Below are 26,943 nucleotides of genomic sequence, written 5' to 3'. Positions count from 1 at the left end.
GGGGGAGGGGCCGGGGTCAGCCGGGGACGGGCGCGGCCAGGCCGAGCAGCTCCGCCACCGCCGCCACCGCCGGCGCGGCGCGCCGGGGGTCGAGGTCGTCGGGGGCGGCCTCGGCGCCGCCGGAGGCGCCGGGGGAGTCCAGGCGGCGCACCTGCTCGCCGATGGCGCGGCGCTCGGGTGTGGCGAACGAGCCGAAGGTGCGCCGCACCAGCGGCAGGACCTCGGTGAACGCCTCGCCGGAGAGCCCGGCGAGCCACCGGTCCACCAGCGCCAGCAGCGCGGTGTCGTGCACCAGCAGCAGCCCGCTGCCCGAGAGGAACCCCTCCAGCCAGGCGGCGGCGCGCGCCGGCTCCACCCCGCGCGAGGTGGCCCGGGTCATGCGCACCGCCAGGGTGGAGTCGTCCAGGCGGCCGGCGTCGTGCAGGATGCGGTTGGCCCGCCCGGCCACCCGGCCCGGCGCGGAGTCGCGCACCGCCACCGCGCCCAGGGTGTCCAGCCAGTCGGACTCGGGTTCGCCGCCCAGCAGCACCGCGGCGCCCTGCACGGCGTCGATCGCGCGGACCATCGCCGCCGCGGCGGCGTCGTCCAGCCCGGTCAGGGCCGGGGCCAGCCCGGCGCACACCCGCGCCAGGAGTTCGGCGGCCACCCGGTGCAGCGCGGCGGAGTCGCTCTTGCGGACGTCGCCGTAGCGCACCGAGCGGGCCAGCGGCGGCAGCGCCGCCATCAGGCGTTCGATGTCGGTGTCCTCGGCGGCGCGCGCGGTCAGCGCGGCCAGGACCCCGCCGATGGCGCCGGTGAGGTCGGCGTGCAGGCACTTCTCGGCCAGCGCGGTCAGCGTGGGCAGGTCGGCCCCGTCGGCCCGCGCCCGCACCCGGGCGGTGGCGGCGGACTCCACGTCGGTGCCCCACACCCCCGCCTCGATCAGCGACAGGTCGAGTTCGGGCGCCCACTCCAGGCGCCAGGACTCCCGGAAGGTGCCCTTGGAACCGGTGCCGGAGCGCTGGGGGCTGCCCCAGTTCACGCCCAGCAGCCGCAGCCGGTGCAGCAGCACGCTGCGCCGCCGGCCGTTGTCCTCGCGCAGGTCCAGGTCGAGGTCGCGCGGGGTGGCCGAGGGCTGGAGGCGCACCCGCTTCTGCTGGGCGGCGAGGTCGCGCTGGAGCGGCACCATGGGGGTGTGCTCGGGCACCGAGCCCAGGCGCTCGCCCACGACCATGTCGCGGTGCAGGAGTTCGGCGCGGGTCCGCGCGCCCTCGCACAGCACCGACTCCACGGCGTCGGCGACCTCCTCCAGCCCGGCCAGCGGCCGGCCGCGCAGCACCGCCAGGGTCTGGGTCAGCCGCACCGCCTCGATGACGTGGGCGGAGGACACCGGCTGGTCGCGCTCGCGCAGCCGCCGCCCGGCCTCGGCCAGCCACCGCTCCACCGGCCGGTCGGGCGAGGTGAACAGGTGGTGGTACCAGCCGGGCGCGCGCACGCCCGCGCGGTAGCCCGAGGCGGCGGCCAGCCGGCCGTGGGTCCAGGGGATCCACGTGGCCGCGACCTTGGCCTTGGGCAGCCCGCGCAGCAGGGCGGTGTCCTCGGAGACGCGCGGGTGCTCCAGGAGCGCGGGCACGTGCCAGGCGCCGCAGACCACGGCGATGCGCCGGTGGTCCTCGCGCAGCGCCTTGCGCAGCACCTGGCGCATGTGCGCCTCGCGGCGGGCCTCGCGTTCGGCGGCGGCGCCGCTCAGGCCGGTGCCGAGGTCGGCCCGCACCGCCGCCATGGCCTCGGCGATGGCGGGGAAGGGCGAGGGGGTGTCGGGGCCGGTCTCGCGGCCCTCCACCACCTCGTCCCACCAGCGTTCGGGGTCGCCGTAGCCGGCGGCCTCGGCCAGCACGCCCAGGGGGTCGGTGACGCGGCGGTGGGCGTCGTCGCCGGTGTCGGGGCCGGCCGCCGGCAGCGGGGTGTCCGCGCCGCCGGGGCCGTCCGCCTCCGCCGGGGCGGTGCCGCCGCCCGCACCGCTCTCACCGTCCGCGCCGCCCCCGCCGGGGGTGCCGCCGGCCGCCTCGGCGGAGTCGGCGGCCTCCGGTTCGGCCAGGGTGTGGGCCGCCGGCAGGTCGCAGAAGCGGACCTCGACACCGTGGTCGGCGGCGTGGCGCAGCGCCACCCACTCCGGGGAGAACACCGCGAACGGCCAGAACGCCGCCCGCGCGGGCTCCCCGGGCACGTAGGCCAGCAGCGCCACCGGCGGCTCCAGCCCTTCGCCGACCAACCGGGTGAGCTGGTCGGCCTCGGGCGGGCCCTCGATGAGCACGAGGTCGGGGCGCAACCGCTCCAGCTCGGCGGCCACGGCGCGCGCCGAGCCCGGGCCGTGGTGGCGCACCCCCAGGACGTGCACGCGGTCGGTGTCGACGCGCGCCATCAGCGGCTCACTTCGCGGCAGGCGCGGTAGAAGCCGTCCCAGCCGTCGCGCTCGCGCGCCACCGTCTCCAGGTACTCGCGCCACACCACGGAGTCGGAGACGGGGTCCTGCACCACGGCGCCGTGGATGCCCGCGGCGACGTCGGCGGGGCGCAGCGTGCCGTCGCCGAAGTGGGCGGCCAGGGCGATGCCGTTGGTGACCACCGAGATGGCCTCGGCGGTGCTCAGCGTGCCGCTGGGCGACTTCACCTTGGCCTTGCCGTCGGCGGTGACGCCCTGGCGCAGTTCGCGGAAGACGGTCACCACGCGGCGGATCTCGGCGAGGCTGGTGGGGACCTCGGGCAGCTCCAGCGAGCGGCCGAGGTCGGCCACGCGCCGGGTGACGATGTCGATCTCCTCGTCGATGGTGGCCGGCACCGGCAGCACCACGGTGTTGAACCGGCGGCGCAGCGCGCTGGACAGGTCGTTGACGCCGCGGTCGCGGTCGTTGGCGGTGGCGATCACGTTGAAGCCGCGCTGGGCCTGGACCTCCGTGCTCAGCTCGGGCACCGGCAGCGCCTTCTCCGACAGCACGGTGATCAGGGCGTCCTGGACGTCGGAGGGGATGCGGGTCAGCTCCTCGACGCGGGCCAGGCGACCGTCGGCCATGGCGGTCATGACCGGGCTGGGCACCAGCGCGGCCTGGGAGGGGCCCTCGGCCAGCAGCCGCGCGTAGTTCCAGCCGTAGCGGATGGCCTCCTCGGCGGTGCCGGCCGTGCCCTGCACCAGCAGGGTGGAGTCGCCGGAGATGGCCGCCGCCAGGTGCTCCGACAGCCAGGTCTTGGCGGTGCCGGGCACGCCCAGCAGCAGCAGCGCGCGGTCGGTGGCCAGGGTCGCCACCGCGATCTCCACGACGCGGCGGTGGCCGATGTACTTGGGGGTGATCTCGGTGCCGTCGTCGAGCTTGCCGCCCAGGATGTACTGGGTGACGGCCCACGGCGACATCCGCCACCCCGGCGGGCGCGGGCGGGAGTCGGCGCGTTCGAGCGCGGCCAGCTCGTCGGCGTAGCTCTGCTCCGCGTGCGGCCGCAGGGCGGCCCCGGTGGCGGGGTGGCTCAATGGAACTCCTTGTGCATCTCGTGGCGGAAACGCAGCTTCTCGGCGAGGCCGCGCAGGATCTCCGCGACGCGCTGGGCGTCGCGGTCGGGCTGGTCGGAGGGCGGGCCCAGGCGGGTGCGTGCGGCCTCGGCGATCCGGGGGTGTAGTTCGGGGGGCATGCGGGTCTCGGCGGCGTGGGCCAGGGCGGCCAGGCCGCTGTCGGAGTTCTCGGCGCCGATCAGGACGTCGGCCACGATCTGGCCGAGGTCGGGGCTCCAGGGGCACTCCACGCACTCGACCACCGACAGCAGGGCGGTGGCGCCCCGCGTTCCGGGGGAGACCTGCTTGGCGTGCTCCAGGGCCCAGGCGCACTGGTCGTCGGGCGGCAGCAGCCCCACGAGGGCGTGGGCGCGGCTGGACCGCACGTGGTGGCGCCGGGAGAGCCGCTGGAACAGGGCGGGCAGCAGCGCCCGCGCCCAGTCGGGGCGCCGCTGCACGACGGCGGCGTTGGCCAGGGTGTCGAGCAGTTCGGGGTGGGCGGAGGCGGCGGCCGCGACCTCGTCGGGGTCGGCGCCCAGCCGGCCCAGCCAGCAGTCCAGGGGGGCGTGGGTGACCAGCGCCCACAGCCGCTCCTCGCGGATCTCCTCGCGGGTGCCGGTGGCGGCCGACAGCCCCAGCGCGGCGGGGACGTCGGGGTCGGCGACCTCGGGCGGGCTGATTTCGACGGCGCCGTCGCGCAGGGTGACGTGGCGGCGGGCGAGGTCGGCCAGGCGCCGGCCGCGCTCGGTGTCGGGGAGCTGGGCCAGCAGCGCGAGGGCGATGCCGCGCACGCGCGAACTGCGGTCGGCCATGGCCTCTTCGAGGAGGGATTCGTCGGCGGGCGACAGGAGGGGTTCGCGGGCCTCCAGCAGCGCCCGGCGGTTCTCGGCGCCTTGGGCGCGCCACTTCTCGACGGTGAACTCGCCGGTGTGGGTGTGGCGCTCCAGGTAGGCCCAGCGGGAGCTGACGGCGGCCAGCCACCGGCCGCGCTCGCCCACCACGCGGGCCAGGGCCCGGCCGAGGTCGTGGTCGCGGGCGCCGCGGTTGAGGACGGCGGGGAGCAGGTCGGTCGGGACGACCATGCCGCGCCGGGCCGCGAGGTCGGCCCACTCGCGCAGCAGCGGGAGGTCGCCCTCCAGCAGCGAGGCCAGGCGCCGGGCGGCGGCCGCCGGCACCGCCGGGGCGGTGTCGGGCGCGGCCGGGGGCAGGCGGCCGGGGTCGTCGGGTTCGACGCGGGCGGGCACGCGGCCCGCGCGCAGCCGCACCGCCGCCAGCGCGGCGCGGTCCAGCAGGGCCAGCGCGGGGTCGTCGCGCCGGACCTCGGGCAGGCCGGCGGGTTCGGGGACCGAGCGGCGGGCGGTGCCCACCAGGGCCGCGGAGACGAGGTCGCTCCAGGTGTCGGCGGGCACGGTCGGGGAGTCGGGGGGCACAGGGGTCCTCTCACCTGGGAAAGGGCGGGGGCGAAGGGTCGGCGGCCGGGGGCGGCGGTACGGGCTCAGGCGCCCGCGGCCCCGGCCGGGACTCTGGGGTCGAGGGAGACGCAGCGGCCGTCGGGGGCCCACACCGACAGCGGGCGCAGCCCGCCGGGGGTCCACTCGCCGGCCACGGTGACCGGCGCGCCGCCGCTGACGGCGGCCGCGGTCAGCGGCGGGCAGCAGTCCTGGCGCAGCGGCAGTGCGGCCCCGGTGGGGTCGGCCAGCAGCCAGGGGGTGCCGCGTACGAACTCGGCGTCGGCCACGACCACCGGCCACGCGGTGCACCAGGGGTCGGCCGCCAGCGCCGCCGACCAGTCGGCCAGGGCGGTGTCGGCCCCGGTGCCGGGGGGTTCGGCGGCGGAGTCGCCGTGCAGGGCGACCAGCACCGCGCGGGACTCGGCGGGGTGGAAGGCGAGGTCGGCGTCGACGGCGGTGCCCACCCGGACGGGGGTCTCGGGCACCTGGCCCTGGGGCGCGAAGGACACCATCATGGCGGTGCGCCCGGTGGTGGCGCCGCGCAGCCAGATGCGCCGGCCCCGGACCTGGCCGGCGGGGAAGTCGCACCGGCCCAGGACGTGCCAGGTGTCGCGCACCGGCGCGGAGAGGTCGGGGGAGGAGGGCAGCCCCACCCGGGCGCGCACGGTGGCGCGCATGGGTTCGGGGAGGTGCTCGCGCCGCTGGTAGGCGGCGGTCAGCAGGCGCAGCAGGGAGTACTCGGTCAGCAGCCGGGCCGGCCAGTCGGGCAGCGAGGTGACGCCGCTGAGGCCGCGCACGTGGTCGGCCAGGCGGCCGGCCTGGGCGTCGACCAGGCGGGCGGCCACGGAGTCGAGTTCGCCGTAGCCCATGCCGGGCGCGCCGGCCAGCCCGGACTCGACCTGGTCGCGCAGCCAGAGTTCGAGTTCGGCCAGGCCCTCGGCCACGCGCTCCTCGCGGCGTTCGAGCCGGCGGGCGGCGGCCTCGGGGTCGGCGGGCGCGGCGGGTTCGGCCGCGGGGCGTTCGCGCGCGGCCTCGCGGCGGGCCAGCCATTCGGCGGCCCACTCTGGGGGGTCGCCGGGGTCGACCGTGTTCTCCGACCACAGGTACAGCAGGGCCAGCGCGTGCTTGCAGGGGAACTTGCGGCTGGGGCAGGAGCACCGGGAGGCGGGGGCGGCCGCCAGGTCGACCACGACCTGGTAGGGCTTGGATCCGCTGCCGGAGCATTCGCCCCACACCGCGAGCCCTCCGCCGGAGTCGCCGGCGCGGAAGCCGCGCAGCGCCCAGGAGGCCGGTTTGGCGGTCTTGACGGCGGCCTTGCGGGAGGATGCGTCAGGGGCGAGGGCCCAGACGTCGTCGGGGGTCCAGCGTTCGCTCACATCCCTGAATCTAGGGGGTGCCACCGACAATTCCGGCCGTCGCGGGGCGTGCCGCGCGGATCGGGTCGAAGTCGTTTCCCGGCGGGCGCCGACCCGGCCCTCGGCGCGGGCCGAAGGGCGCGTGGCGGCGGCCCGCAGGCGGTACGATGCGGGCCGCTGGTGGGGAAGGGCGGTGCCGCGGCGCGCACCGCCGTCGGCGGTGCCGGGCGCTCAGGGTGGCGGATCCCCCACACGGCGTTACCGTGGTCGAGGTCGAGGGCGAGGAGGGCCGCCATGGCCGGTCAGGAAGCCGAGAGCCGCGAGCTGCTGCGGCTGATGGTGGGGCCGTGGCTGGCCGAGGCCGCCGTCACCGCCGTGCGCACGGGAGTGGTCGACCGGCTCGGCGACGGCCCGTGCGGCGCCGACGAACTCGCCGCCGCGCTGGACCTGCGGCCCGAGCCGCTGGTGCGGCTGCTGCGGCTGCTGGCCGCGCTCGGCCTGGTGGCCGAGCACGACGGCCGGTTCGCGCTGACCTCGATGGGCGAGCTGCTGCACAGCGACCACCCCTCGTCGATGCGCGATCTGGCGCTGCTCTACAACAGCGACTTCTTCCTGGCGGCCTGGCGCGGGCTGCCCGACGCCGTGCGCACCGGGGAGCAGGCGTTCGAGCGCGTGCACGGCACCGACGTCTACTCCTACCTGGCGGCCCACCCCGACGACGCCGCGCTGTTCGACGCGGGGATGTCGGTGGGCAGCGGGTTCGCCGCCGGGCTGCCCGCCGCCTTCGACTTCGCCCGCGTCGGGCGGGTGGCCGACATCGGCGGCGGCGACGGCACCCGCCTGGCGGCGCTGCTGCGCGAGCACCCCCACCTGCACGGCACCCTCCAGGAGCGCCCCCAGGTGCTGGAGAACGCGCGCGAGCGGCTGGGGCCGTTCGTCGCCGAGGGCCGCTGCGACCTGGAGGGGGCCGACTTCCGCGAGCGGGTGGTGCCCGGAGCCGACGTCTACCTGCTGTGCCGGGTGCTGCACAACTGGGACGACACCGTCAGCGGGCGGCTGCTGGCCAACTGCGCGGCGGTGATGGGCCCGCGCTCGCGGCTGCTGATCGTGGAGCGGATCATGCCCGACGGCCGCCACCCGTGGCTGTCGCGGGCCTTCGACCTGCACATGATGGTCATGACCGCCGGCCGCGAGCGCACGGTGGGGGAGTACGAGGCGCTGCTGCGCCCGGCGGGGCTGCGCACCCTGGAGGTGCGCGACCTCGCCGTGGAGATGCGGGTGCTGGTGGCCGGCCCCGCCTGAGCGGCGCGGGCGGCGGGCCGCGGGGGCCGCGCGGTCGGCCGCGTTGGGGCGGCCGCGGCGGGGGAGGGCAGCGCGGGGAGCGGGGGAGGATCGCCGGCGGACCCGGGCACACGCGGTCCTGAGCTGCAAGGGGGTCGGATGGTCAAAGGACGCGCGTCGATCGGCCCGGGCCCGACCGGCAACCCCCTGAAGTGTGGCCGATTCGCGGGAATTTAGCGAGGTCAGCGGTGAAACCGCAGGTCAGCGCGGTTGACGTGGACCGGCGTGCGGGCCGGCGGATGGGGCGAGGGGCGGGTCAGGGCGCCTCGCCTCGCGCGGCGGCCAGCCGGTGGGGGCCGGAGCGTCAGCGGCCCTGGAGGGCGTCGAGCGCCACGGCCATGGCGATGACCAGGCGGCGGTCGACGTTGGGGTCCTGTACGTGGACGGTGTAGCGGTCGCGCAGGCCCCACTTCTTGTCCACCGAGAAGATCGGGTGCTGGCCCGCGACGAAGTCGAAGTGGTAGGGGATGAACTGCGCGGCCTCGATGAAACGGCGCAGCACGCCCAGCACCTGGTTGCGCTCCTGGCCGGTGGCGGTGAACAGGCCGGGCTGCTCCAGGTGCCAGGTCGAGCGCAGCAGCGACTGCTTGAAGTCCTTGCGGAACAGGCCGATCGGCTGGCCGTTGTGGTCGGTGACGTCGTAGGTCGCGCCCAGGTCGATCGCCTGGCGGGCCCGGAAGCCCAGCACCGGGTACTGCTTGGTGTCGTCGGTGTAGAGGGTGACCTGCTCCTTGAACGCCAGGCGCTTCTGCTGGGCGAAGCAGATCAGGTCGCCCTCGCTGCCGTCGGGCAGCATGGCGCGGACCTCGTACTGGTTGACCATCATCCGGATGCGCTGGCGCACGGCGAACTGGGTCAGCGTCTGCAACTGGTTCATTGGGTGACTACCTTGGGTCATGGGGACTTGGGGGGTGAACCCGGCTGATCCTAGCGTTGAGCCTGGTCGCGAAGCGTCGGCGGACGGCCCGGGCGGGATCGTCGGGCGCGGTGCGACCGGGATCCGCGAAGCGGGGAGTGTCCGCCGGGCGCCGAGGGCAGGGCGACCGGCCGGAGCCGGGGAGGCGGCGGGCGGACGGCGGGAGCGGGACCGTCCGCGGCGCGGGTACGCGCCGCCGCAGCGATCATAGACTAGCGGCCATGGACGGCGCGGCACGCATTTCCACCGAATCTCCCGATAACACCCGCGCCGCGCGCCCGGTGCGCCGCGGGCGCCCCACCGGGCGCACCCCCCAGGGCGACTCCGTGCGCGAACGCATCCTCGCCGCCGCCACCAGGCACTTCGCGGCGGGCGGCTACCACGGGTCGTCCCTGGCCCGCATCGCCGCCGACTGCGGGCTGTCCCAACCCGGCCTCCTGCACCACTTCCCCAGCAAGCGCCGGCTGCTGGAGGAGCTGCTGGCCGAGCGCGACCGCCGCGACGTGCGCGCCGTGGGCGGCTGGAGCGAACCCGGCGGTGCCGGGGTGCTCGACTTCACGCGCCGCCTGGTGGCCCACAACGCCGGCCAGCCCGACGTGGTCCGCGCCTTCGCGGTGCTCTCGGGCGAGGCCGTGGGCACCGACCACCCCGCCCGCGACTACTTCGTGGAGCGCTACCGCACCGGCGTCGCCGCCCTGGCCGCGGGCCTGCGGCGGGGGGTGGCGGCCGGCGAGCTGCGCGCCGACCTCGACTGCGCCGCCGTGGCCGCCGAGGTGCTGGCGGTCATGGACGGCATGCAGACCCAGTGGCTGCTGGCGCCCGACCGCTTCGACATGGCCGCCGCCTTCGCCGCCTACACCGACCGCCTGCGCGCGGCCATCACCGCGCCCGATCCCGCCGAGGGCTGAATCCACAGGCCGCCGAAGAGAAAGGTGCGCGCCGGCCCCGGCCGCCTACAATCACTCTGTGTTCATTGACCAGTACCGTGTGTCGCGGGCCGACGGTGTCTCCTACCGCGGCCGCGTGCAGGGGCTGCCCCTGCGGGTGTTCCGCAACGAGTGGCGGTCGCTGTGCCCGCCGCGCCTGGGCTCCTGGACGCCCCGGCTCACGGTCAGCGTCGTGGTGTGCGGCGCCGATCCCGCGCCGCTGGCCGCCACCCTCGACGCCCTGGCCGCCCAGACCTACCCGGCGGCGCTGATCGAGGTCGTCGTCGTCCACGACCCCCACCGCCCCGCGCCGCCCGGTCCCCTGGGACCGCGCACCCGCGCCGCCGCCGTGCCCGCGCTGGGCGCGGGCGGCCCGGCGCCCCAGGGCCGCCTGCGGGCCTACGGCGCCCACACCACCGGCGGCGACCTCCTGTGCTGGCTCGTCGCCGGCGCCCGCCCCGACCCCTCCTTCGTGGAGTCCCACGCCCGCTGGCACCACCTGCACGCCGAATGCGCCACCCTGGCCCGCACCGGCGCCGTGCGCGCCGCGCCCCTGGGCGGCCACCCGCCGCGCGCGGGCGCCGCGCTGATGCTGCGCCGCTCCCTGTACGAGGCGGCGGGCGGCCTCGACCCCGACTCCGGCCCCGAGTGCGAACGCGAACTCTGCGCGCGGCTGTGGCACGCCGGCGCGGTGCTGGTGCCCGAACGCGCCCTGGCGCAGGCGGCGGGGGCCGCGCGCGGGGCCGATCCCCGCGGCGCCCCGCCCGGCCCGGCGGGCGCCGCCGCCCACCGCGTCGAGGCGGTGGTCGAGGCCGGCGGGGTGCCCGCGCCGCTCGTGCGGGCCTGCGTGGACCGGCTGCTCGCCCAGACCGGGTGCGACCTCGCGGTCACCCTGGTCGGCGCCTGGGACCGCGCCGACGGCCCCGGCCCGCCGGGCGGCACCGGGCTGAGCGCCGTGCGCGACCACTACCGGGGCCATCCCCGGGTGGCGTTCAGCACCGTCGCGCCGCGCACCGGGTTCCCCGCGCCGTGGCTGCTCCAGGTGCCGGTGCACTGGGGGCTGGCGCCGGGCGCCCTGAGCCGGCTGATCGCCCGCGCCGAGCGCGCGCGGGCGGGCGTCCTTGAAGCGGTTCCGGCGCGCGCCCCCGCGCGCGGCTGCGGGGTGCGGCTGTGGCGCACCCGGGCGCACACCCGCGCGCTGCGGGTGCGGGTGCGCGGCGAGGACCCCGCCGACGTCGTGGCCGAGGTCTACGGCCGCTACCGCCTCCAGGCGGGGGAGTCCGTGCTGGTCGACCTGCTGGGACCGCCCAGAGCGCCCGCGCCGCGCGCCGCCCGGCCGCCCGCCCCCCGGCCCGAGCCCGACCCCCGGCCCTCACCGCTGGCCCGGCTCTACGCCGCGCTGCGCGCCCGCCGCCGCTGAGCGCGGGCGCGCGGCGGCGGCGTCAGCCGGTGGAGCCGATGGCGGCCACCGCGTCGAGCAGGTCGGCCCGCAGGTCCTCGGGCAGCGGCGCCGACCCGGTCTCCTCCGAGGCCGCGCGCTGGCCCGCCTCGCTGAACACGTAGCCCAGGAACGACCGCACCTGCTCGGCCTCCTGGGGGGTGGGGTAGCGCAGGCACGCGATCTCGTAGGTCACCAGCACGATCGGGTAGGTGCCGGGCTCGGTGGTGCCGTAGTCGATCTCCAGGGCGTGGTCGTGCTCGCCGCCGCCCTCGCGCTCGGGCGAGGCCGCCACCACGCGCGCGGCGGCGTCGGGGTCGACCCCCACGAACTCGCCCTCGCCGCGGCCGATGGCGGCCGTGGACATCGCGCCGATGTGGGACGCCTCGACGTAGCCGATGGCGCCCTGTGCGCTCTCGACCGCCTCGGCGATGCCGCTGTTGCCCTGGGCGGCCTCGGCGGGCGGGCGCGGCCAGTTGCCGCTGGGCTCGTGCGGCCAGGAGTCGCCGGCGGCCGCCGCCAGGTAGGACGTGAAGTTCTCGGTGGTGCCCGACTCGTCGGAGCGGGTGACCGGGGTGATGCGGGTGTGGGGCAGGTCGGCGTCGGGGTTGTCCCGGGCGATCTGCGGGTGGTCCCAGTGGGTGATGCGGCCGTCGAAGATCTCGGCGAGGACGGTGGGGCGCAGGTTCAGTTCGTCCACGCCCTCCAGGTGGAAGACGACGGCGATGGGCACCACGTATCCGGGCAGGTTGACGGCGGGCGCGCCGGTGCAGCGCTCGCGCGCGGCCCGGTGCTCGTCGGGCTCCAGCGCGGAGTCGGACCCGGCGAAGTCCACGGCCCCGTCGATGAACTGGCTGCGCCCGCCGCCCGAGCCGATGGCGTCGTAGAGCACCAGGGCATCGGAGCAGGCGATCTGGTAGGCGGCCACCCAGGTGTGCATGGCGTTCTCCTGGGCGCTTGAGCCCGCACCGGAGAGGGCGCCGTCCAGGCAGTCGAGGTCAGCGGGCACAGGCGGGGGCTCCTCGCCGCGCAGGGCGTTGTCGCTGCCGCACCCGGCGCCCAGCGCCAGCACGGCGACCAGAGCGGCGGCGTTCACAGTCCGAAGTCGGCGTCGATGCCGGGACGAGGCCACGAGGTGTCAGTCCCCCTTGTGATCGAACGGTAACCGCTCGCGGTCGGATTGCCCCAAGGATGGCCCTGGGGTATCGCTCCGATGAGCGGATGACGGCGCAGAATCTAACAGGAGGTTAACGCCCTCGATGAGAGGGGGCGCCCGACAACACGACACTGTTCCGGTCGGGGATACCGACCTCCGACCTCCGACCTCCATGGTCAATACGCCTGGAGCAGCGTGCGGCACCCGGCGCCCGCTCCGCCGCGCCTGGTCAGCGCTGGTCGGTGATGAGGTCGGTGATAGCGGACGGTCCGGAGAAGTCGGCGGCAACGGCGTCCATGAGGACCTCGGCGCAGGGTCGGCCCAGCCAGTACCCCGAGTCGCGCAGGCGTCCGGCGTGCTGGAATCCGGCCTTCTCGTAGGCGCGTATGCCGGCGGTGTTGGGTTCAAGGACCTTCAGCCAGACCATGCGCAGGCCGATGAGGTGGAAGGCGTAGTCCAGGGTGAGCCGGGTTGCCATGGTGCCGATGCGCCGCCCTTGGGCCTCGGGGGCGATGACGATGATGAATTCGGCGGTGCGCACCTGGTGGTCGATGAGCAGGCTGGCGAGCCCGACCGGGGTCGGCTGGGCGTCGGCGGTCTCGTAGACGGTGAATCGGGCCTGGTCGGGATAGCCGTGCAGTTGGTGATTGAGTCCTTCGGTGCGGGATTCAAGGCTTTCGGGGAGTTGGCGGCCGTAGCCCAGGACAGTGCGCGGGTCGTTCTCCCAGCGCCAGTACTCCGCAACGAGATCGGCACGCAGGGGGCCGAGTGCGATGCCGTCGGATTCAACCCAGAGAACCGGCCGGGTCGGGTCGCTCATGGAATGCTCCTGGAAAAGGCGTGTAGTTGGCGGTGTCGGCGGGTTCGTCGACGGGACGACCGCCGGCTTGCACCCATGCGTGCAGCCGTATCGGGTCGGTGGCTACGCCGTGCCGCCACTGAGCGCTGTACCCCAAGGCGCGTAGCGTGACCATGGCCGCTGTTGACTCCTCTAAACATGCCACGCGCGCCGGAATCAGGCGGGAGACTCGGCGTACAGCGCGTACCGCGTGGCGCACGGTGGCTGGAGGGGCGGGCCGCAGCGGAGTCTGCCGGGTAGCCAACCGTTGCAGTCGGGCGAACCGGCGTTGCCGCCTTCCGGCATGGCGGGTGATGAGTGTTGCGATCAGGGCCGCTGCCGCAGGCAGGTGCCAAGGCCATGGGGGCGCCGGGATCGCCGTCAAAGCGGCTGGGCTCACATGGGTGCCCCAGCTCGGGGATGGCTCATGGCCTATGGCCGGAGGACTCCAGGGCTGCGCGGTCGCGGTGGATAGGAGCAGTCGTCGCTGCGCCAGTGCGCTAACGGTGCGCGCCACGGTCTCGGGGGCGATACCGGCAACAGGTGCTTGCGGGTCGGCGGTGGTCGCGATTTCCGCCCAGATCTTCGCCGCCGTACCGGTCAGCGCCTGCACGGTTCCGGTGCGTGTGTCGAGGAGGACTGTGACGGCGGGAAAGGCGACCGATCGTAGGTGCTCAGGGGCGGTGACGTAAGCGTCCATTGAAATTTCCTGGTTGGGCCGTGCTGTAGGTCCAAGCGATGGGCGTTGCGGCCGTGACAGCGCGCGCCCAGACTTCGGCTGCGATGGCCGCTTCCACCGATCCGAATGGCGCGGGAAGGCCGGTCGCTCCGTTACCCAGGGCGGCGTTGAGTCGTTGGGTGTCGATCAGTCCGTGTCCGGCGAGCCATCCTTCGGTCAAGTCCCGGGTCTCTGTGAGATGGTGGCGCAGGCCGCGATAGTGGTCGGCGGTGGTGTCGCCTTTCGTGTGGCGTCGCCGAACCAGGGCCGGAAGGACGTCGGCCATCGCGACTGTGATCTGCGGTTTGTAGTTCCACGGGGACCCGCGGTCGACAGGGTGGAAGCGGAGAGCCGCCTCGATCACCGCACGGTCGAAGAACGGAGCGTCGAGTCGGATGCCCCAGGCTGCGGCAATCTGGGTGTCAGCCTGGGCGGTGCGGGCGGTGGTGCGTATCTCGGCCAGAGTTCCGGTGTCTTCCCCGTCGTCGCCCTTGTCCGCGCCGATTGCGGTCAAGTCCTGAGCGCGCCGCGTGACCCATGCCGGCGGCTGCTCTGGAGGCGGCATGATGAGTCCGCGCAGGTGGGACCAGGGACTTGTCCGGTTCAACTTGGCTCTGCCGTACTCGTTCACGAAATGGCGAAGGTAGTGGTGTGGTCCCTGACTCATTGGCCCGGTCAGAGCGGATGGGGGCGGAATGAGTAGTGCGTCGCCCCCGTCACCGGTGATGTGATGTCGGCTGCCGATACTGGACAGGGTTTGGTAGGCGGCGCGGTGGCGTGCGTAGGTGATCGTGGTCGGCGCGGGTTCGTCGGTAGGACCGATCTCGCGGAGCGCGGCATAGGGATCACAGCCCGTCCCCAGAGGCAAGAGGACGTGCGAGATGTCGCCGCGTTCGCGCACGATGGCGCGGGCGTAATCCAGGTCCCCGCCGCTGTCAACGGCGGCGGGGCGAACAGTCAGCGCAGTTACCCGCGCAGGCGGCCGTGCGTGGTCGGCTGCCAGCAGACAAAGGGTTGTCGAGTCCAAGCCTCCGCTGAGATCACAGGAAAGGTGCTGGGCAATGGCCGTCCGGGCTGCCACGGCATCCTCCAGTGCGCTGCGTAGACCCCAGGCGGCTTCTCGCGCGGGAAGAAGGCGGGGAATTCGCCACCATGGCCGCGACCGCGGCCGACGGCCCGGACGCAACGTCACGCGGTGCCCAGGAGCGATGGCGTTGACACCGCTGAAAGCCGACTGCCTTTCCGGGCGGAACGAGATGGGACGGCTGATGGCACCAGCAACCCATGCCGGGTTGATCCGACTGCCTGCCAACGCCGCGAGTGCACGGCTCGATGAGCCCCAGACCAATCCGCCACCCAGTTCGGTGCAATAGATCGGTACGGCGTGGGCCGGGTCGGTGAAGACGGTGATCTCATCGGGGTCGCACACGACGACCGTGTAGCAGCCGGGCCATGCGGGCGGCGCGTGGAAATCACGAAGCCAGGAGGCAACTGCCTGCGAAGGCACGGCGTGGACTCCGAAGATGATCGCCTCGCGCCCGTGCGCACTGGCGTGGGTTGTTTCGCGCCCGCTCCACTCGCCCACCGTCCATACCGGATGCGGCGACTCCGTCAGCAGACGGGCGCCGTGGGGGCGGGGAAACGGTGCCGCCGGTGTGTTCGTGACGTGGCCACCGAACCAACGCATGACGAAGCCTTTCGTGGGAGGTGCAGTAGAGCGTGGCGACAGGGATCGAGAGTTCCTGGCGCCACGCTGGAGGGGTCAGGTGTACTTGTAGCGCTTGTCCTCCGGACCGCTCCGGTTGGTCGTCCCTTCAGTCAGTTCCGATGCGTCGCCGATGGTGATGACCTTCGGCTCCTCGGATGTCTCTTCCGGTTGAGTCTCGGGCTCCACAGTGCTCGCCTCTCTCATTCCTTTGACACAGCGTGCTTGGTGCGTAACCGTGTTCATGCCCGGCTGGAGCCCTAGCGCCTTGTCGTGGTGCTGGCCACGTTCGGCCGGAGGTTCACTTTGTTGGCGGCGCGGCCGGGCATGCGGGACGCCCGACAACACGAAGGCCCCGAGGGGGAACCTCGGGGCCGGGGGCGTAGGTCTGTTCGGGGAGGGCTAGAGCCGGTCCACCTCGGCGAGGAAGGCCGACCACTCCGTCACGGGGAACGCCAGCATGCCCCCCTCGCGGTTCTGGGTGTCCCTGACCAAGGCCGCGCCATCGTTGGCAATACGGGCTTCAAGGCAGTCGCCCCGAGGACCGCTGTAACTGCTCTTACGCCACTGCGTATCCATCTCGAATCTCCTCCAACGCGGCCAAACTCCGCTCTGGATCGTAGCCCCAGCTCGCAAGCTCGGAGAACACAGCCGTCAGCCTTCTGACCTCGGGCGGCCGGACTTCCACGATCGAACCGGTGGCATGTTCGCATTCAACCCGAGGAACACGGTCGTCAAAGGAGAGGATTCGGAATGATCCCGCGAACCGGCCGTGGTAGCCGATGTCATCGGGGAGCACCTGGATGCGGACCCGACCTGAGAGATCGATGAGGTGTTGCAGTTGCGCCCGCATGGTCGCAGCGCCGCCGACTGGGTAGCGCAGAATGGAATCCGGGATGATGACCCGCACAGCGCTCGCCAGTTGGCGGAGGCGATCACATCGTGCTTCAACCAACGCATCAATCGTCTCCGGATTCTCGCCCGGTGATGCATCGCGGAAAACTATCCGGGCGTAGTCAGGCGTTTGGAGTAGTCCGGGGACGTACAAGGGATTGAACGCCCGGATCTCGACGGCCCGCTCCTCGCTCTCTCGGATGCGGTTCAACCAGTCGGGATCGGCTGCCCGTTGCCGAGACTCGCGCCAAGCCGTTACGACTTCGCCTTCGGCCCCCAGCAAGGCGTCAAGCCGTTCGACGTTGGAGAGGGTGGTAGACCGGTATCCCGACTCCAATTTGCTGATCGTGCTTTTGGCTAGATTTGTTGCATTTGCGACCTGATCAAGGGTCATGCCCTTGCTGTTTCGCCATTCGCGGAGGGTGGCACCGAACTGCCGGTAATGCACGTTCATGTTGGCGAGCATGGCACAAGACGTTGGCACCCGAGGGCTACTTCCCCCAGTCCGGTCCCATCGATGCCACCCCGCTTCTCCTGGCGGGTTGGCAGCGCCACCCTGGATGGTGCTGGACGTTCCCCGACACAGGAGAAGACGACATGCGCCTGCCGCCCGACCACATCATCGCCGCGCTGCCCTCGGACGTGGCAATCCGGATTATCGACCTCAACGCGGTCAATCCGGCCTATTACGTCTGGCCGAGTATGGACAACGGAGAGTTCGGCGGCTCCTATTACGCCACCCTCGATCCGGAAAAGATGCCCGAGGGAAAGGACTGGGCGCCCACTCTCGCCAGTCCCAATCCTTCGCAGATGGAGCGAATGCTTGAGTACCCGCCCAACCGAGTGGAGGTCGCGCAGTGGAAGGAAACGACGAAGGTCACCCGTCTGCGGTAGCGGCCGGGCCTCCCGCGCCGCCGCAGGCGTGGACGTGCCGACTCTGCGAGCGGGACGGCAATACGGAGGAGTGCTGCCGCTGGTGCGGCAACCCGTTGGCCGAGAACGACCGCCTCACGCCGCTGCCGGATGAGCGGCCGCCCCGCGTGCGGCCCCGCCTCGACCGCTGAGGCCGCGGCGGGCGCAGGCTGACCCCCGGCCCGTCCGACCCCCGGCCCGTCCGACCCCCGGCCCGTCCGACCCCCGGCCCGTCCGACCCCCGGCCCGTCGGACCGACGGGCCGGGGGTCAGCCGCGTGCGGTGCGGCGTTCCTCGATGCGGGACAGGACCGCGCGCAGGGCCAGTTCGTAGCCGAAGGGGCCGCAGCCGGCGATGTAGCCCGCCGCCACCGGGGCCGTCACCGAGGTGTGGCGGAACGGCTCGCGGGCGTAGACGTTGGAGATGTGCACCTCCACGCACGGGGTGTCCACGGCGTCGATCGCGTCGCGCAGGGCGATGCTGTAGTGGGCGAAGGCCCCCGGGTTCAGCACAATCCCGTCCATCTCGCGCGCGCGGTGGACGTGCTCCACCAGTTCGCCCTCGTGGTTGCTCTGCGCGCACTCCACCGCGACCCCCAGCTCCGCGCCCAGGCTCCGCACCCGCCGCTCGATGTCGGCCAGGGTCTCGGTGCCGTACTGGCCGGGGTCGCGTGTGCCCAGCAGGTTGAGGTTGGGGCCGTTGAGCAGCAGCACGGTGGTGGCGGCGGGGGTGGCGGAGTCGGCCATCGCGGGCGGCCTTTCTGGCTGCGGGTCGGGTCTGCGGTGGCGCCTGCGGCGCAGACGCATCCTAGTGCCGCCGCCCCCGCGACCCGCCGCACACCGCCACCGCACACCGCCGCCGACCGGGCCGGAATCCACGGTTCAAGCCGCCCGGCACGGGCACAAGATCCAACGTGCGTCCCAAAACCCCGTCCTCCACCTACCGGCTCCAACTCGGTCCCGCCCTCACCCTCACCCGGGCCGCCGACCTCGTCGGCTACCTGCACCGCCTCGGCGTCGACACCGCCTACCTGTCGCCGATCCTCACCGCCGCGCCCGGCTCCGAGCACGGCTACGACGTGGTCGACCCCACCGAGGTCGCGCCCGCCCTGGGCGGCGACCCCGCCCGGCGCGCCCTGGTCGAGCGGCTGCGCGAGCACGGCATGGGCGTGGTGGTCGACATCGTCCCCAACCACATGTCGGTGGCCGCCCCGGCGGCCAACCCCTGGTGGTGGGACGTCCTGCGCCACGGCCGCGAGTCCGCCCACGCCCGCTGCTTCGACATCGACTGGTCCCAGGACGTCCTGGAGCTGCCGGTCCTGGCCGACGACGGCGACGACGGCGCCGCCGCCCTGGCCAAGCTGGGAATCGCCGACGGCTGCCTCACCTACGAGGACCACCGCTTCCCGCTGGCCCCGGGCACCCACCAGGCCGGCGACAACCCCGCCGACGTCCACGCGCGCCAGCACTACCGCCTGGTGTCCTGGCGGCGCGCCCGCACCCGGCTGGACTACCGCCGCTTCTTCGACATCACCGGGCTGGCCGCCGTCCGCATGGAGGACCCCGACGTGTTCGCCGCCGGCCACGCCGAGATCCTGCGCTGGGCCGAGCGCGGCGAACTCGACGGCCTGCGCGTGGACCACCCCGACGGCCTCGCCGACCCCGGCGGCTACCTGCGGCGGCTGCGCGAGCACTTCGCCGGGTGGATCGTGGCCGAGAAGATCCTCGAACCCGGCGAGGAGCTGCCCGCGTCCTGGCCGGTCGCCGGGACCACCGGCTACGACGCCCTGCGCGAGGTCTGCGGCGTGTTCGTGGACCCCGCCGGCGAGCCCGGCCTGACCGCCGCGGCCGAGGAACTGGGCGTGCCCACCGACCACGCCGCCGCCAAGGCCGAGGGCCGCCGCATGGCCGCGCGCGAGCTGCTGCACCCCGAGGTCGTGCGCATCGCCGCGCTGCTGGAGCACCCCGACCCCGGCCGCGCCGAGGACGCCGTCGCCGAACTCCTGGCGTCCTTCCCCGCCTACCGCAGCTACCTGCCCGAGGGCCGGGACGCCTGGGACACCGCCCTCGCGCAGGCCCGCGCCGCCCGCCCCGACCTGGCCGACCTGCTGGCGGAGATCGACACCCGCGTGCGCGCCGAACCGCACGGCGAACTCGCCCTGCGCGTGCAGCAGACCAGCGGCATGGTCATGGCCAAGGGCACCGAGGACACCGCCTTCTACCGGGCCACCCGCATGGTCGCCCTCAACGAGGTCGGCGGCGACCCCGCCCGCTTCGGCGTGCCCGTGGCCGAGTTCCACGCCGCCTTGGCCCGCCGCGAGTCCGCCTGGCCGCAGACCATGACCACGCTGTCCACCCACGACACTAAGCGCTCCGAGGACGTCCGCGCCCGCCTGGCCGTCCTCAGCGAGGTCCCCGAGGAGTTCGCCGCCGCCGTGCGCCGCTGGCGCGGCCGCCGCGCCCTGCCCGACCCCGCCCTGGACCTGCTGGCCTGGCAGACCCTCGTGGGCACCTGGCCCATCAGCGCCGACCGGCTGCGCGACTACCTGCTCAAGGCCGCCCACGAGCAGAAGGTCCGCACGTCCTGGCTGGACCCCGACCCCGAGTTCGACGCCGAGGTCGCGGCCTGGCCCGAACGCGTCCTGTCCGACGACGACCTGTGCGCCGACGTCGCGGCGTTCGTGGCCCGGGTGCGCCCGGCCGGGTGGAGCAACGCATTGGGCCAGAAGCTGCTCCAGCTCCTCGGCCCGGGGGTGCCCGACGTCTACCAGGGCACCGAGCTGTGGGACCTCTCGCTCGTGGACCCCGACAATCGCCGCCCCGTCGACTTCACCCTGCGCGAGTGCCTGCTGGAGCGTCTGGAGCGCGGCCACCTGCCCGAGGTCGACGCCACCGGCGAGGCCAAGCTGCACGTGGTGCGCCAGGCGCTGCTGCTGCGCCGCGACCGCGACCTGCGCGGCTACCTCCCGCTGGAGCCCAGCGGCCCGGCCGCCGCCCACGCCGTGGCGTTCGCGCGCGGCCCCCGGCGCGACGTCGCGGCCGTGGCCACCCGGCTCCCGCTGGGCCTGGCCCGGTCGGGCGGGTGGCGCGACACCGTCCTGCCCCTGCCCTCGGGCCCGGGCACCTGGACCGACCTGCTCACCGGCCAGGTCCTGCCCCCCGAACGCACCGACGGCTTCACCACCGCCCCGCTGTCCACCCTGCTCACCCGCTATCCGGTGGCCCTTTTGGTGCGTCGCTAGCCGTGCGCGGCGGGCCGTGGGCCCACCGCGGCTCTAGGCCGGAGTCGTCGCATAGTCCACGTTGCCGTCGCACACCGGGACACTGCCGGATGATCCGGTTTCCCGGCCTTTCGGCGTGTTCACATACAGTTCCGAGATCCACCGGCCGTCGTTGAGCAGGAACCACACCGTGGACTCCCGCGGATAGTTTTCGGGGAACGCGGCGTTCTCCGGATCGGCGACGAGAAGCCCGTCGGGCTCCTGGCAGACGATGGACACGTGAACACCGTCGAAAAGGTCCTGGGCCGCGCCCGCGGCGAACTCTGTTCCCGGGCCGCAACGGGTCATGAAACCCAGCCCTTCGGTGTAGACGACCGTGGCCATACGGGTTCGGAGCGTGTTCCCGTCCAGCGGCGCGGGCCGTTCGCACGTGGTGAGCCCGTCACCCTCGGCGGGAAGGACGTTCACCCCCACGACGGCGAGGGCCACCACGGCGACCACTCCGAAGACCACCAGGCCGGAGTTGTGGCTGACGCGGGAGCCGCTGTAGTTGTCGCGGCCGGCGCGCTGCCCGCCCGGGGGGACAACGGCGTCCGCAGCGGGGGCCGCGGCGGGCGCGGCGGCGCCGCCGGCAGAGGACTCACCGCAGCGCTTGCGCGCGAGTTGCCCGAAGAAGGCGGCCACCGCTGTCAGAGCGCCGACAACCGACGCGAGGTGGCCGGCGAGTTCCATTCCATCGGTCAAGGCGGCCCACGCCAAGGCGAACACGACGGCCAGGACGCTGGTGCCGCCAAGGGCGTACACGGCCAGAGAAAGGGCTGAGAAGCGACGTTGCATCGTTACCCCGAGGCAAAGAGTCGTGAATGGGGAAAACGAGTATTACATGCATCCGTGTGATCCCATGAGCGGGCGTTATCCCTATTGTATGTGAATCGCATGGTGATTATCTGAAATGAAATCATGTTCTGTTTCCTGTGGTGCCGAAAGGGCGTTTATGTGTGTTTTTGAAGATCAATTGGTGGTCGTGTAGGCCAAGGGATGCCGATATGTGTGCTTCGTCACTGGCCGGGCGTGCGAAGTACCGACCAGAGGCCTTGGACACTCGTGCGCACCGGCCCCGACGGCCCACCTCCCGCGAAAGGGCCTAGGCTGTGAGGCGCCATGACCTCCGCTGACGGACTGCCCGCCGCTGCCCCCGTGTCGCGGTTGCGGATGCCCGCGGCCGTGCTCGCCGCGCTGGCCTGCCCCGTGTGCGGTACGGGGCTGGCGGTTGACGGCCGGGGACTGGGGTGCGCGCACGGACACCGGTTCGACGTGGCCAAGGAGGGGTACGCCGGGCTGCTCACCGGGCATCGGCCGGCCACCACCGGCGACACCAAGGAGATGGTGCGCGCCCGCCAGGAGTTCCAGGAGGCCGGGCACTACGCGCCCCTGGCCGAGCGGCTGGCCGGTCTCGCCGCCGACCACGGGCCATCCGGCGAGGGGGTCGTCGCCGACGCCGGCGCGGGCACCGGCTACTACCTGCGCGCCGTCCTCGACGCGCTGCCGCGGGCCGCCGGCCTGGCGCTGGACGTCTCCAAGTTCGCGCTGCGCCGCGCCGCCCGCGCCCACCCCCGGGCCGGCGCCGCCGCCTGCGACACCTGGCGCGGCCTGCCGCTGCGCCCGGGCGGTGCCGCGCTGCTGCTCAACGTGTTCGCGCCCCGCCGGCCGGCCGAGTTCCACCGCGTGCTCGACCCCTCCGGCGCGCTGATCGTGGTCACCCCCACCGCCCGCCACCTCGCCGAACTCGTCTCCGCGCTGGACCTGGTCAGCGTCGACGCCCGCAAGGAGGAGCGGCTGGAGGAGGGCCTGGCCGGCCACTTCACCCGCGTCCACCGGGAGGAACTGGAGGTCGGCCTGCGCCTGGCCCCCGAGGAGGCGCGCGCCCTGGTGGCCATGGGCCCCAGCGCCCGCCACCTGGACGCGGGCGGCCTCGGCGCCCGGCTCGCCGCCCTGTCCGCCCCCGTCGAGACCACCGCCTCCTTCGCGGTCTCCGTGCACCGCCCCCGCCACGGCTGAACCCGCGCGTGAGCCGCCGCCCGGCGGGGTAGGAACGGCGGCGTGAGTACGCGCGAGGGGGACCCGTTCGAGGTGTGGGCGCCCGACCGCGGGCGGGTGCGGGTGCGCGTGGGCGGCGCCGACCACCCCCTGCGGCCGGCCGGCGGCGGCTGGTGGCGCTCCGACACCACCGCACGCACCGGCGACGACTACGCCTTCCTGCTGGACGACGACCCCACCCCCCTGCCCGACCCCCGCTCCCTGCACCAGCCCGCCGGCGTGCACGGCCCCTCCCGCGTCTACGACCACACCGCCTACACCTGGGGCGACTCCGCCTGGACCGGCCGGGCGCTGCCCGGGTCGGTCCTCTACGAGCTGCACGTGGGCACCTTCACCCCCGAGGGCACCCTCGACGCCGCCATCGGCCGCCTCGACCACCTGGTGGACCTGGGCGTGGACCTCGTGGAACTGATGCCGGTCAACGCCTTCGGCGGCGCCGACCACGGCTGGGGCTACGACGGCGTGCTGTGGGGCGCCGTCCACGAGCCCTACGGCGGCCCCGACGCCCTCAAGCGGTTCGTCGACGCCTGCCACCGGCGCGGCCTGGGCGTGCTCCTGGACGTCGTCTACAACCACCTCGGCCCCGACGGCGCCTACCTGCCCCGGTTCGGCCCCTACTTCGCCGGCGAGACCGCCTGGGGGCCCTCCCTCAACCTCGACGGCCCAGGATCCGACGAGGTCCGCCGCTACGTGATCGACAACGCCCTGGGCTGGCTGCGCGACTTCCACCTCGACGGCCTGCGGCTGGACGCCGTGCACGCGCTGCGCGACTCCCGCGCCCGCCACCTGCTCACCGAGCTGTCCGCCGAGGTCGACGCGCTGGCGGCCGGCCTGCGCCGCCCCCTCAGCCTCATCGCCGAGTCCGACCTCAACGACCCCCGCATGGTCACCCCGCGCGAGGCCGGCGGCCACGGCATGGCCGCCCAGTGGTCCGACGACCTCCACCACGCCCTGCACTGCGCCCTCACCGGCGAGGACCACGGCTACTACGCCGACTTCCGCCCGCCCGAGGTGCTGCCCCGCGTGCTGCGCCGGGTGTTCCTGCACGACGGCGGCTACTCCAGCTTCCGCGGCCGCACCCACGGCGCGCCGGTCGACACCGCCGCCACCCCCGGCCACCGGTTCCTCGCCTACCTCCAGAACCACGACCAGATCGGCAACCGCGCCCAGGGCGACCGCATGGCCGCCCGCACCTCCACCGGCCTGCTGGCCTGCGGCGCCGCGCTTGTGCTGTGCTCGCCCTACACCCCGATGATCTTCATGGGCGAGGAGTGGGCCGCCGCCACCCCCTGGCCGTTCTTCGCGTCCTTCACCGACCCCGGCCTGGCCGACGGCGTGCGCCGGGGCCGGCGGCGCGAGTTCGCCGCCATGGGCTGGGCGGAGTCGGAGGTGCCCGACCCCATCGACCCCGACACCCGGCGCAGCGCGGTGCTGTGCTGGGACGAGCCCGAGCGCCCGCCGCACAAGGCCGTGCTGGGGCTCTACCGCGACCTGATCGCGCTGCGCCGCGCGCGCCCCGAACTCGCCGACCCCCGCCTGGACCGGTTCACCGTCGAGGCCGACCCCGACGGCCGCGGCCTGGTGCTGCACCGGAGCGTCCTGCGCGTGGCCTGCAACCTGGACGGTGCCGAGCGCGCGTTCACCCTGGACCGCCCGGCGCGGCGGGTGCTGCTGACCTCGGCGCCCGAGGCGGCGGCCGAGGGCGCGCGGGTGGTGCTGCCCGCGGAGTCCTTCGCCGTGGTCGACACCGGCGGGCCGGCGCCCACGTAACGCCTCGGGCGCCCGGCGCGCGCCGGGCGCCGCACCGCCGGGGACCCCGCCGCCGGGGCGCCGCGCGGGCGGCGCGGCCGGCCCCGTTCCGGTCGGGCCTGATGTGCGATTCCGCCGCCGATCCGCCGAGGCGCCGACGTTTCGGGCGATCCGTTGCCGCATTGACTGGCTTGTCGCATTCTGCTTTGCTACACCATGCCCAATCCGGTGCCCCTCCGCCTCTGACGGCGCCGCATCCCCCCGGTGCCCACCCCTGCGCCCCGGCGAGCACCCTTCGACGCCCGGCGGACGCGGCCCCTCCCCGCCGCTCGCGAACGCGAAAGTGAGACTGGAATGGTGGACCAGCCGACCGGTCCCGCCGCGACACCCCCTCCGCCCCCGGGGCGCACCGACCTGCGCGGCCGCCTGGCCGCGCTGGGCCGGCGCACCCGCTCGGGCGCCGCCGGCCTGACCATCGTCGTGCTGGCCACCGCCCTCATCAGCACCGCGTTCGGCCTGGGCGCCATGGGCCGCGCCGACGAGATGTCCGACGGCGCCGCGTGGCTGTGGAACAGCCCGGCCGGCGAACTCGCCCGCGTCAACGGCAACAACGCCGAGGTCGACCTGGTGACCTCCCTGCCCGACTCCAAGGGCGGCGCCGTCGAGGTCACCCAGAACGACGAGTACCTCCTGCTGCACGACCCCGCCACCGGCAAGGTCACCTCGGTGGACCTGCGCGAGATGGGTTTCTCCGGAGCCCTGGACCTGGGCCGCAGCGGCGACTTCGGCGTGGTGCTGGGCAAGCACACCGCCGTGGTCATCGACCGGCTCGGCGGCGAGATCAAGGCCGTGGACCCCGCCACCCTCCAGCCCACCGGCGCCTCCCTGGAGATCCCCGGGCCCCTGGTCGGCGGCGCGTTCGACAACTCCGACACCCTGTGGCTGGGCGTGCCCACCCAGGGCACCGCCGTGGGCGTGCGCGTGGAGGGCAAGGACGCCGCCATCGCCCGGACCGTCTCGGTGTCCGACCCCGGCGCCGACCTGGGCCTGACCGTCCTGGACGAGGGCGCCCTGGCGGTGGACCGCGGCGGCGACCGCATCGTGGCCGTGGACGGCGCCGGCGACGCGCGCGTCCTCGACGCCCCGGTCAAGCTCAAGGACGCCGACATGCCGCCGCGCACCCGCGGCGACCTCGCCGCCGTCACCGTCCCCGGCAAGGGGCGGGTGGTCACCGTGTCCGACCCCGCCGGCTCCGCCGAGGTCGCCTCCTTCGCGATCGACCCCGACGGCGCGGGCACGGCCGTGGCCTACGAGGGCCGCGTCTACGTCCCCTTCGCCGACGACGGCCGGGTGCGCGTCTTCCAGGCCGACGGCACCGAGCTGAACCCCATCAGCCTGCCCGGTGCCAAGGGCCCGATCGAGCTGGAGGCCCGCGAGGGCCACCTGTTCATCAACTCGCCCGACACCGGTGTGGCCGCGGTGGTCGACCCCTCCGGCCAGGCCAACCTGGTCGACAAGACCGACCCCCCGCCCGGCGACGGCGAGGGCAGGGGCGGGGGCGCGCCCGCCTCGGGCACCCCCGAGCCCAGCGCGCCGCCGCAGACCCAGCCCCCCGGCGGCCTGCCCGCCACCCAGGCGCCGCCCCAGCCCGGCGGGGTGCCCAGCACCGAGCAGCCCGGCGGCGGCGAGGCGCCCACGCCCCGACCCGGCACCGGGCAGGAGTCCGAGACGCCCACGAACCCGCCGGCCGGCGACGACGACGAGGACGAGGGCGACGGCGGCGGCGGTCGCGGCGGCGACGAGACCGACGAACCCGAGAGCACCGACGCCCCCGGCGCGCCCACGCCCGTCTCGGCCACCGCCGGCGACGGCAGCGTGACCCTGTCCTGGCCCGAGGCGTACTCCCCGGACGCCCCCGTGGAGTCCTACGAGATCACCTGGGAGGGCGGCAGCCGCACGGTCGGCGGATCGGAGCTGAGCGCCGAGATCACCGAGCTGACCAACGGCACCGCCTACCGCTTCCGGGTTCGCGCGGTCAACCGGTACGGCACCGGCCCGGCCGCCCAGACCCAGGAGGTCACCCCCGGCCCCGAGGCGCCGGGCGCACCGGCCAACGTCACGGCCGAGGCCACCGGCAGCGACACCGCGACCGTGTCGTGGGACGCCGTGGAGGGCGCCGCCGACTACCAGGTGACGGCGTCGTCGGGTTCGGGCTCGGCGGTGCCCGCGCCGCGCACCACCAACAGCGCCTCCGCCGAGATCACCGGGCTGGAGCCCGGCGGGTCCTACACCTTCACCGTGGTGGCGCGCGCCGAGGGCGGTGTCAGCGGGGAGCCCGCCTCCAGCCAGGAGATCACCATGCCCCAGCAGCAGTTGGGCGCTCCCGCGAGCGTGAGCTGGCAGGCGTCGGGCGACACGGTGACCGTGTCCTGGGACGCGGTCGAGGGCGCGGCGGAGTACCGCGTCGTCCCGGGCGGCGACGGCGCCGCCGCCCTCCAGGAGGCCACCGCCACCGGGACCTCCCACACCTACCAGCCGCGCGGCGCCGGGCGCTGCTACTCGTTCACGGTGACGGCGCTGGGCGCCGACGGCACGGCGGCCGAGAGCGGCACCACCAGCCAGGCGAGCTGCGTGCGCGAGTTCAACTGACCGGCACGACCCGCCTGACCTGACCCGCACGACCCACGGACGCCGGCCGCCCCACGCGGGCG

Annotated in this window: 22 protein-coding genes; 8 read left to right on the top strand and 14 right to left on the bottom strand. The window is 74.4% G+C overall.

From position 1 onward, the window contains the following. Positions 1-16: 16 nt before the first annotated feature. The 4 genes from LG943_RS20915 to LG943_RS20900 all read right to left on the bottom strand — a co-directional run bounded on the left by LG943_RS20915 (position 17) and on the right by LG943_RS20900 (position 6,343). A complete protein-coding gene (locus LG943_RS20915; RefSeq protein ID WP_270074029.1) occupies positions 17-2,401 on the bottom strand; it encodes a DUF5682 family protein in 2,385 nt (794 codons plus the stop codon). Then, positions 2,401-3,498: an ATP-binding protein gene (locus tag LG943_RS20910; protein WP_270074028.1), complete on the bottom strand. Its 1,098-nt coding sequence runs from the start codon at positions 3,496-3,498 to the stop codon at positions 2,401-2,403. The genes LG943_RS20915 and LG943_RS20910 overlap by 1 nt, the downstream gene beginning before the upstream one ends. Further along, positions 3,495-4,946: a DUF5691 domain-containing protein gene (locus LG943_RS20905; protein ID WP_270074027.1), complete on the bottom strand. Its 1,452-nt coding sequence runs from the start codon at positions 4,944-4,946 to the stop codon at positions 3,495-3,497. The genes LG943_RS20910 and LG943_RS20905 overlap by 4 nt, the downstream gene beginning before the upstream one ends. A 65-nt stretch (positions 4,947-5,011) precedes the next feature. Further along, entirely contained in the window at positions 5,012-6,343 is a 1,332-nt protein-coding gene (locus LG943_RS20900) for an SWIM zinc finger family protein (protein WP_270074026.1), read from the bottom strand. A 273-nt stretch (positions 6,344-6,616) separates the two neighbouring features. On the opposite strand from LG943_RS20900, the gene LG943_RS20895 reads away from it, so the two are divergent. Next, positions 6,617-7,624 (top strand): methyltransferase, encoded by a 1,008-nt coding sequence (locus LG943_RS20895; RefSeq protein WP_270074025.1) that lies wholly within the window; start codon positions 6,617-6,619, stop codon positions 7,622-7,624. 343 nt (positions 7,625-7,967) lie between these two features. On the opposite strand, the gene LG943_RS20890 is transcribed toward LG943_RS20895, so the two are convergent. Further along, positions 7,968-8,540, bottom strand: coding sequence for an LURP-one-related/scramblase family protein (locus LG943_RS20890; protein ID WP_270074024.1), 573 nt, complete (start codon positions 8,538-8,540; stop codon positions 7,968-7,970). 365 nt (positions 8,541-8,905) lie between these two features. Between LG943_RS20890 and LG943_RS20885 the strand changes: the two genes are divergently transcribed. Both LG943_RS20885 and LG943_RS20880 read left to right on the top strand, forming a co-directional pair. After that, positions 8,906-9,487, top strand: coding sequence for a TetR/AcrR family transcriptional regulator (locus LG943_RS20885; RefSeq protein WP_270074023.1), 582 nt, complete (start codon positions 8,906-8,908; stop codon positions 9,485-9,487). Between the two features lie 58 nt (positions 9,488-9,545). Further along, positions 9,546-10,925, top strand: coding sequence for a glycosyl transferase family 2 (locus LG943_RS20880; protein WP_270074022.1), 1,380 nt, complete (start codon positions 9,546-9,548; stop codon positions 10,923-10,925). A gap of 22 nt (positions 10,926-10,947) precedes the next feature. On the opposite strand, the gene pstS is transcribed toward LG943_RS20880, so the two are convergent. The 7 genes from pstS to LG943_RS20850 all read right to left on the bottom strand — a co-directional run bounded on the left by pstS (position 10,948) and on the right by LG943_RS20850 (position 16,720). After that, positions 10,948-12,039, bottom strand: coding sequence for a phosphate ABC transporter substrate-binding protein PstS (gene pstS / locus LG943_RS20875; protein ID WP_270074021.1), 1,092 nt, complete (start codon positions 12,037-12,039; stop codon positions 10,948-10,950). 289 nt (positions 12,040-12,328) lie between these two features. After that, complete coding sequence (locus LG943_RS20870) at positions 12,329-12,919, bottom strand: GNAT family N-acetyltransferase (RefSeq protein WP_270074020.1); 591 nt, start codon at positions 12,917-12,919, stop codon at positions 12,329-12,331. Then, a complete protein-coding gene (locus LG943_RS27785) occupies positions 12,885-13,637 on the bottom strand; it encodes a lasso peptide biosynthesis B2 protein (protein ID WP_408648626.1) in 753 nt (250 codons plus the stop codon). Before LG943_RS27785 ends, LG943_RS20870 begins: the two co-directional genes overlap by 35 nt. After that, the gene (locus LG943_RS20865) at positions 13,612-15,342 is read right to left on the bottom strand and encodes an albusnodin/ikarugamycin family macrolactam cyclase (protein WP_270074019.1); all 1,731 of its coding nucleotides are present in this window, start codon (positions 15,340-15,342) and stop codon (positions 13,612-13,614) included. Before LG943_RS20865 ends, LG943_RS27785 begins: the two co-directional genes overlap by 26 nt. Before the next feature lie 75 nt (positions 15,343-15,417). Beyond that, entirely contained in the window at positions 15,418-15,549 is a 132-nt protein-coding gene (locus LG943_RS20860; RefSeq protein WP_270074018.1) for an albusnodin family lasso peptide, read from the bottom strand. A 213-nt stretch (positions 15,550-15,762) separates the two neighbouring features. Beyond that, complete coding sequence (locus LG943_RS20855; protein WP_270074017.1) at positions 15,763-15,939, bottom strand: DUF397 domain-containing protein; 177 nt, start codon at positions 15,937-15,939, stop codon at positions 15,763-15,765. After that, positions 15,920-16,720: a helix-turn-helix domain-containing protein gene (locus LG943_RS20850; RefSeq protein ID WP_270074016.1), complete on the bottom strand. Its 801-nt coding sequence runs from the start codon at positions 16,718-16,720 to the stop codon at positions 15,920-15,922. The genes LG943_RS20855 and LG943_RS20850 overlap by 20 nt, the downstream gene beginning before the upstream one ends. Positions 16,721-16,851: 131 nt before the next feature. On the opposite strand from LG943_RS20850, the gene LG943_RS20845 reads away from it, so the two are divergent. Next, positions 16,852-17,148 (top strand): hypothetical protein, encoded by a 297-nt coding sequence (locus LG943_RS20845; RefSeq protein WP_270074015.1) that lies wholly within the window; start codon positions 16,852-16,854, stop codon positions 17,146-17,148. Between the two features lie 287 nt (positions 17,149-17,435). Here the strand turns inward: LG943_RS20845 and aroQ are convergent, their stop codons facing one another. Continuing rightward, complete coding sequence (aroQ, locus tag LG943_RS20840; RefSeq protein WP_270074014.1) at positions 17,436-17,912, bottom strand: type II 3-dehydroquinate dehydratase; 477 nt, start codon at positions 17,910-17,912, stop codon at positions 17,436-17,438. A 167-nt stretch (positions 17,913-18,079) separates the two neighbouring features. Between aroQ and treY the strand changes: the two genes are divergently transcribed. Next, positions 18,080-20,407 carry a malto-oligosyltrehalose synthase gene (treY, locus tag LG943_RS20835; RefSeq protein ID WP_270074013.1) on the top strand — a complete coding sequence of 776 codons (2,328 nt, stop codon included), beginning with the start codon at positions 18,080-18,082 and terminating at the stop codon, positions 20,405-20,407. Positions 20,408-20,440: 33 nt separating this feature from the next. Here treY and LG943_RS20830 read toward each other — a convergent pair whose 3' ends face one another. Continuing rightward, positions 20,441-21,190, bottom strand: a complete 750-nt coding sequence (locus LG943_RS20830) for a hypothetical protein (RefSeq protein WP_270074012.1) — start codon at positions 21,188-21,190, stop codon at positions 20,441-20,443. Between the two features lie 408 nt (positions 21,191-21,598). Here LG943_RS20830 and LG943_RS20825 point away from each other — a divergent pair, with 408 nt between their 5' ends. The 3 genes from LG943_RS20825 to LG943_RS20815 all read left to right on the top strand — a co-directional run bounded on the left by LG943_RS20825 (position 21,599) and on the right by LG943_RS20815 (position 26,881). Next, positions 21,599-22,444 (top strand): putative RNA methyltransferase, encoded by an 846-nt coding sequence (locus LG943_RS20825; RefSeq protein WP_408648628.1) that lies wholly within the window; start codon positions 21,599-21,601, stop codon positions 22,442-22,444. Between the two features lie 42 nt (positions 22,445-22,486). After that, the gene (treZ, locus tag LG943_RS20820; RefSeq protein ID WP_270074010.1) at positions 22,487-24,253 is read left to right on the top strand and encodes a malto-oligosyltrehalose trehalohydrolase; all 1,767 of its coding nucleotides are present in this window, start codon (positions 22,487-22,489) and stop codon (positions 24,251-24,253) included. A gap of 333 nt (positions 24,254-24,586) precedes the next feature. Continuing rightward, positions 24,587-26,881 carry a fibronectin type III domain-containing protein gene (locus LG943_RS20815; protein ID WP_270074009.1) on the top strand — a complete coding sequence of 765 codons (2,295 nt, stop codon included), beginning with the start codon at positions 24,587-24,589 and terminating at the stop codon, positions 26,879-26,881. Positions 26,882-26,943: the final 62 nt, after the last annotated feature.

Source organism: Streptomonospora mangrovi (assembly GCF_027604915.1).
Lineage (GTDB): Bacteria > Actinomycetota > Actinomycetes > Streptosporangiales > Streptosporangiaceae > Streptomonospora > Streptomonospora mangrovi.
The sequence above is the reverse complement of the archived record's forward strand: the minus strand, read 5'-3'. Positions and strand labels throughout refer to the sequence as shown.

Excerpts from the sequence above, each read along its gene's own strand:
- LG943_RS20915 (WP_270074029.1), bottom strand. The coding sequence starts at position 2,401 with ATGGCGCGCGTCGACACCGACCGCGTGCACGTCCTGGGGGTGCGCCAC.
- LG943_RS20895 (WP_270074025.1), top strand. The coding sequence starts at position 6,617 with ATGGCCGGTCAGGAAGCCGAGAGCCGCGAGCTGCTGCGGCTGATGGTG.
- LG943_RS20890 (WP_270074024.1), bottom strand. The coding sequence starts at position 8,540 with ATGAACCAGTTGCAGACGCTGACCCAGTTCGCCGTGCGCCAGCGCATC.
- LG943_RS20870 (WP_270074020.1), bottom strand. The coding sequence starts at position 12,919 with ATGAGCGACCCGACCCGGCCGGTTCTCTGGGTTGAATCCGACGGCATC.
- LG943_RS27785 (WP_408648626.1), bottom strand. The coding sequence starts at position 13,637 with ATGGACGCTTACGTCACCGCCCCTGAGCACCTACGATCGGTCGCCTTT.
- LG943_RS20865 (WP_270074019.1), bottom strand. The coding sequence starts at position 15,342 with ATGCGTTGGTTCGGTGGCCACGTCACGAACACACCGGCGGCACCGTTT.
- LG943_RS20855 (WP_270074017.1), bottom strand. The coding sequence starts at position 15,939 with ATGGATACGCAGTGGCGTAAGAGCAGTTACAGCGGTCCTCGGGGCGAC.
- LG943_RS20850 (WP_270074016.1), bottom strand. The coding sequence starts at position 16,720 with ATGCTCGCCAACATGAACGTGCATTACCGGCAGTTCGGTGCCACCCTC.
- LG943_RS20845 (WP_270074015.1), top strand. The coding sequence starts at position 16,852 with ATGCGCCTGCCGCCCGACCACATCATCGCCGCGCTGCCCTCGGACGTG.
- aroQ (WP_270074014.1), bottom strand. The coding sequence starts at position 17,912 with ATGGCCGACTCCGCCACCCCCGCCGCCACCACCGTGCTGCTGCTCAAC.
- LG943_RS20825 (WP_408648628.1), top strand. The coding sequence starts at position 21,599 with ATGCCCGCGGCCGTGCTCGCCGCGCTGGCCTGCCCCGTGTGCGGTACG.
- LG943_RS20815 (WP_270074009.1), top strand. The coding sequence starts at position 24,587 with ATGGTGGACCAGCCGACCGGTCCCGCCGCGACACCCCCTCCGCCCCCG.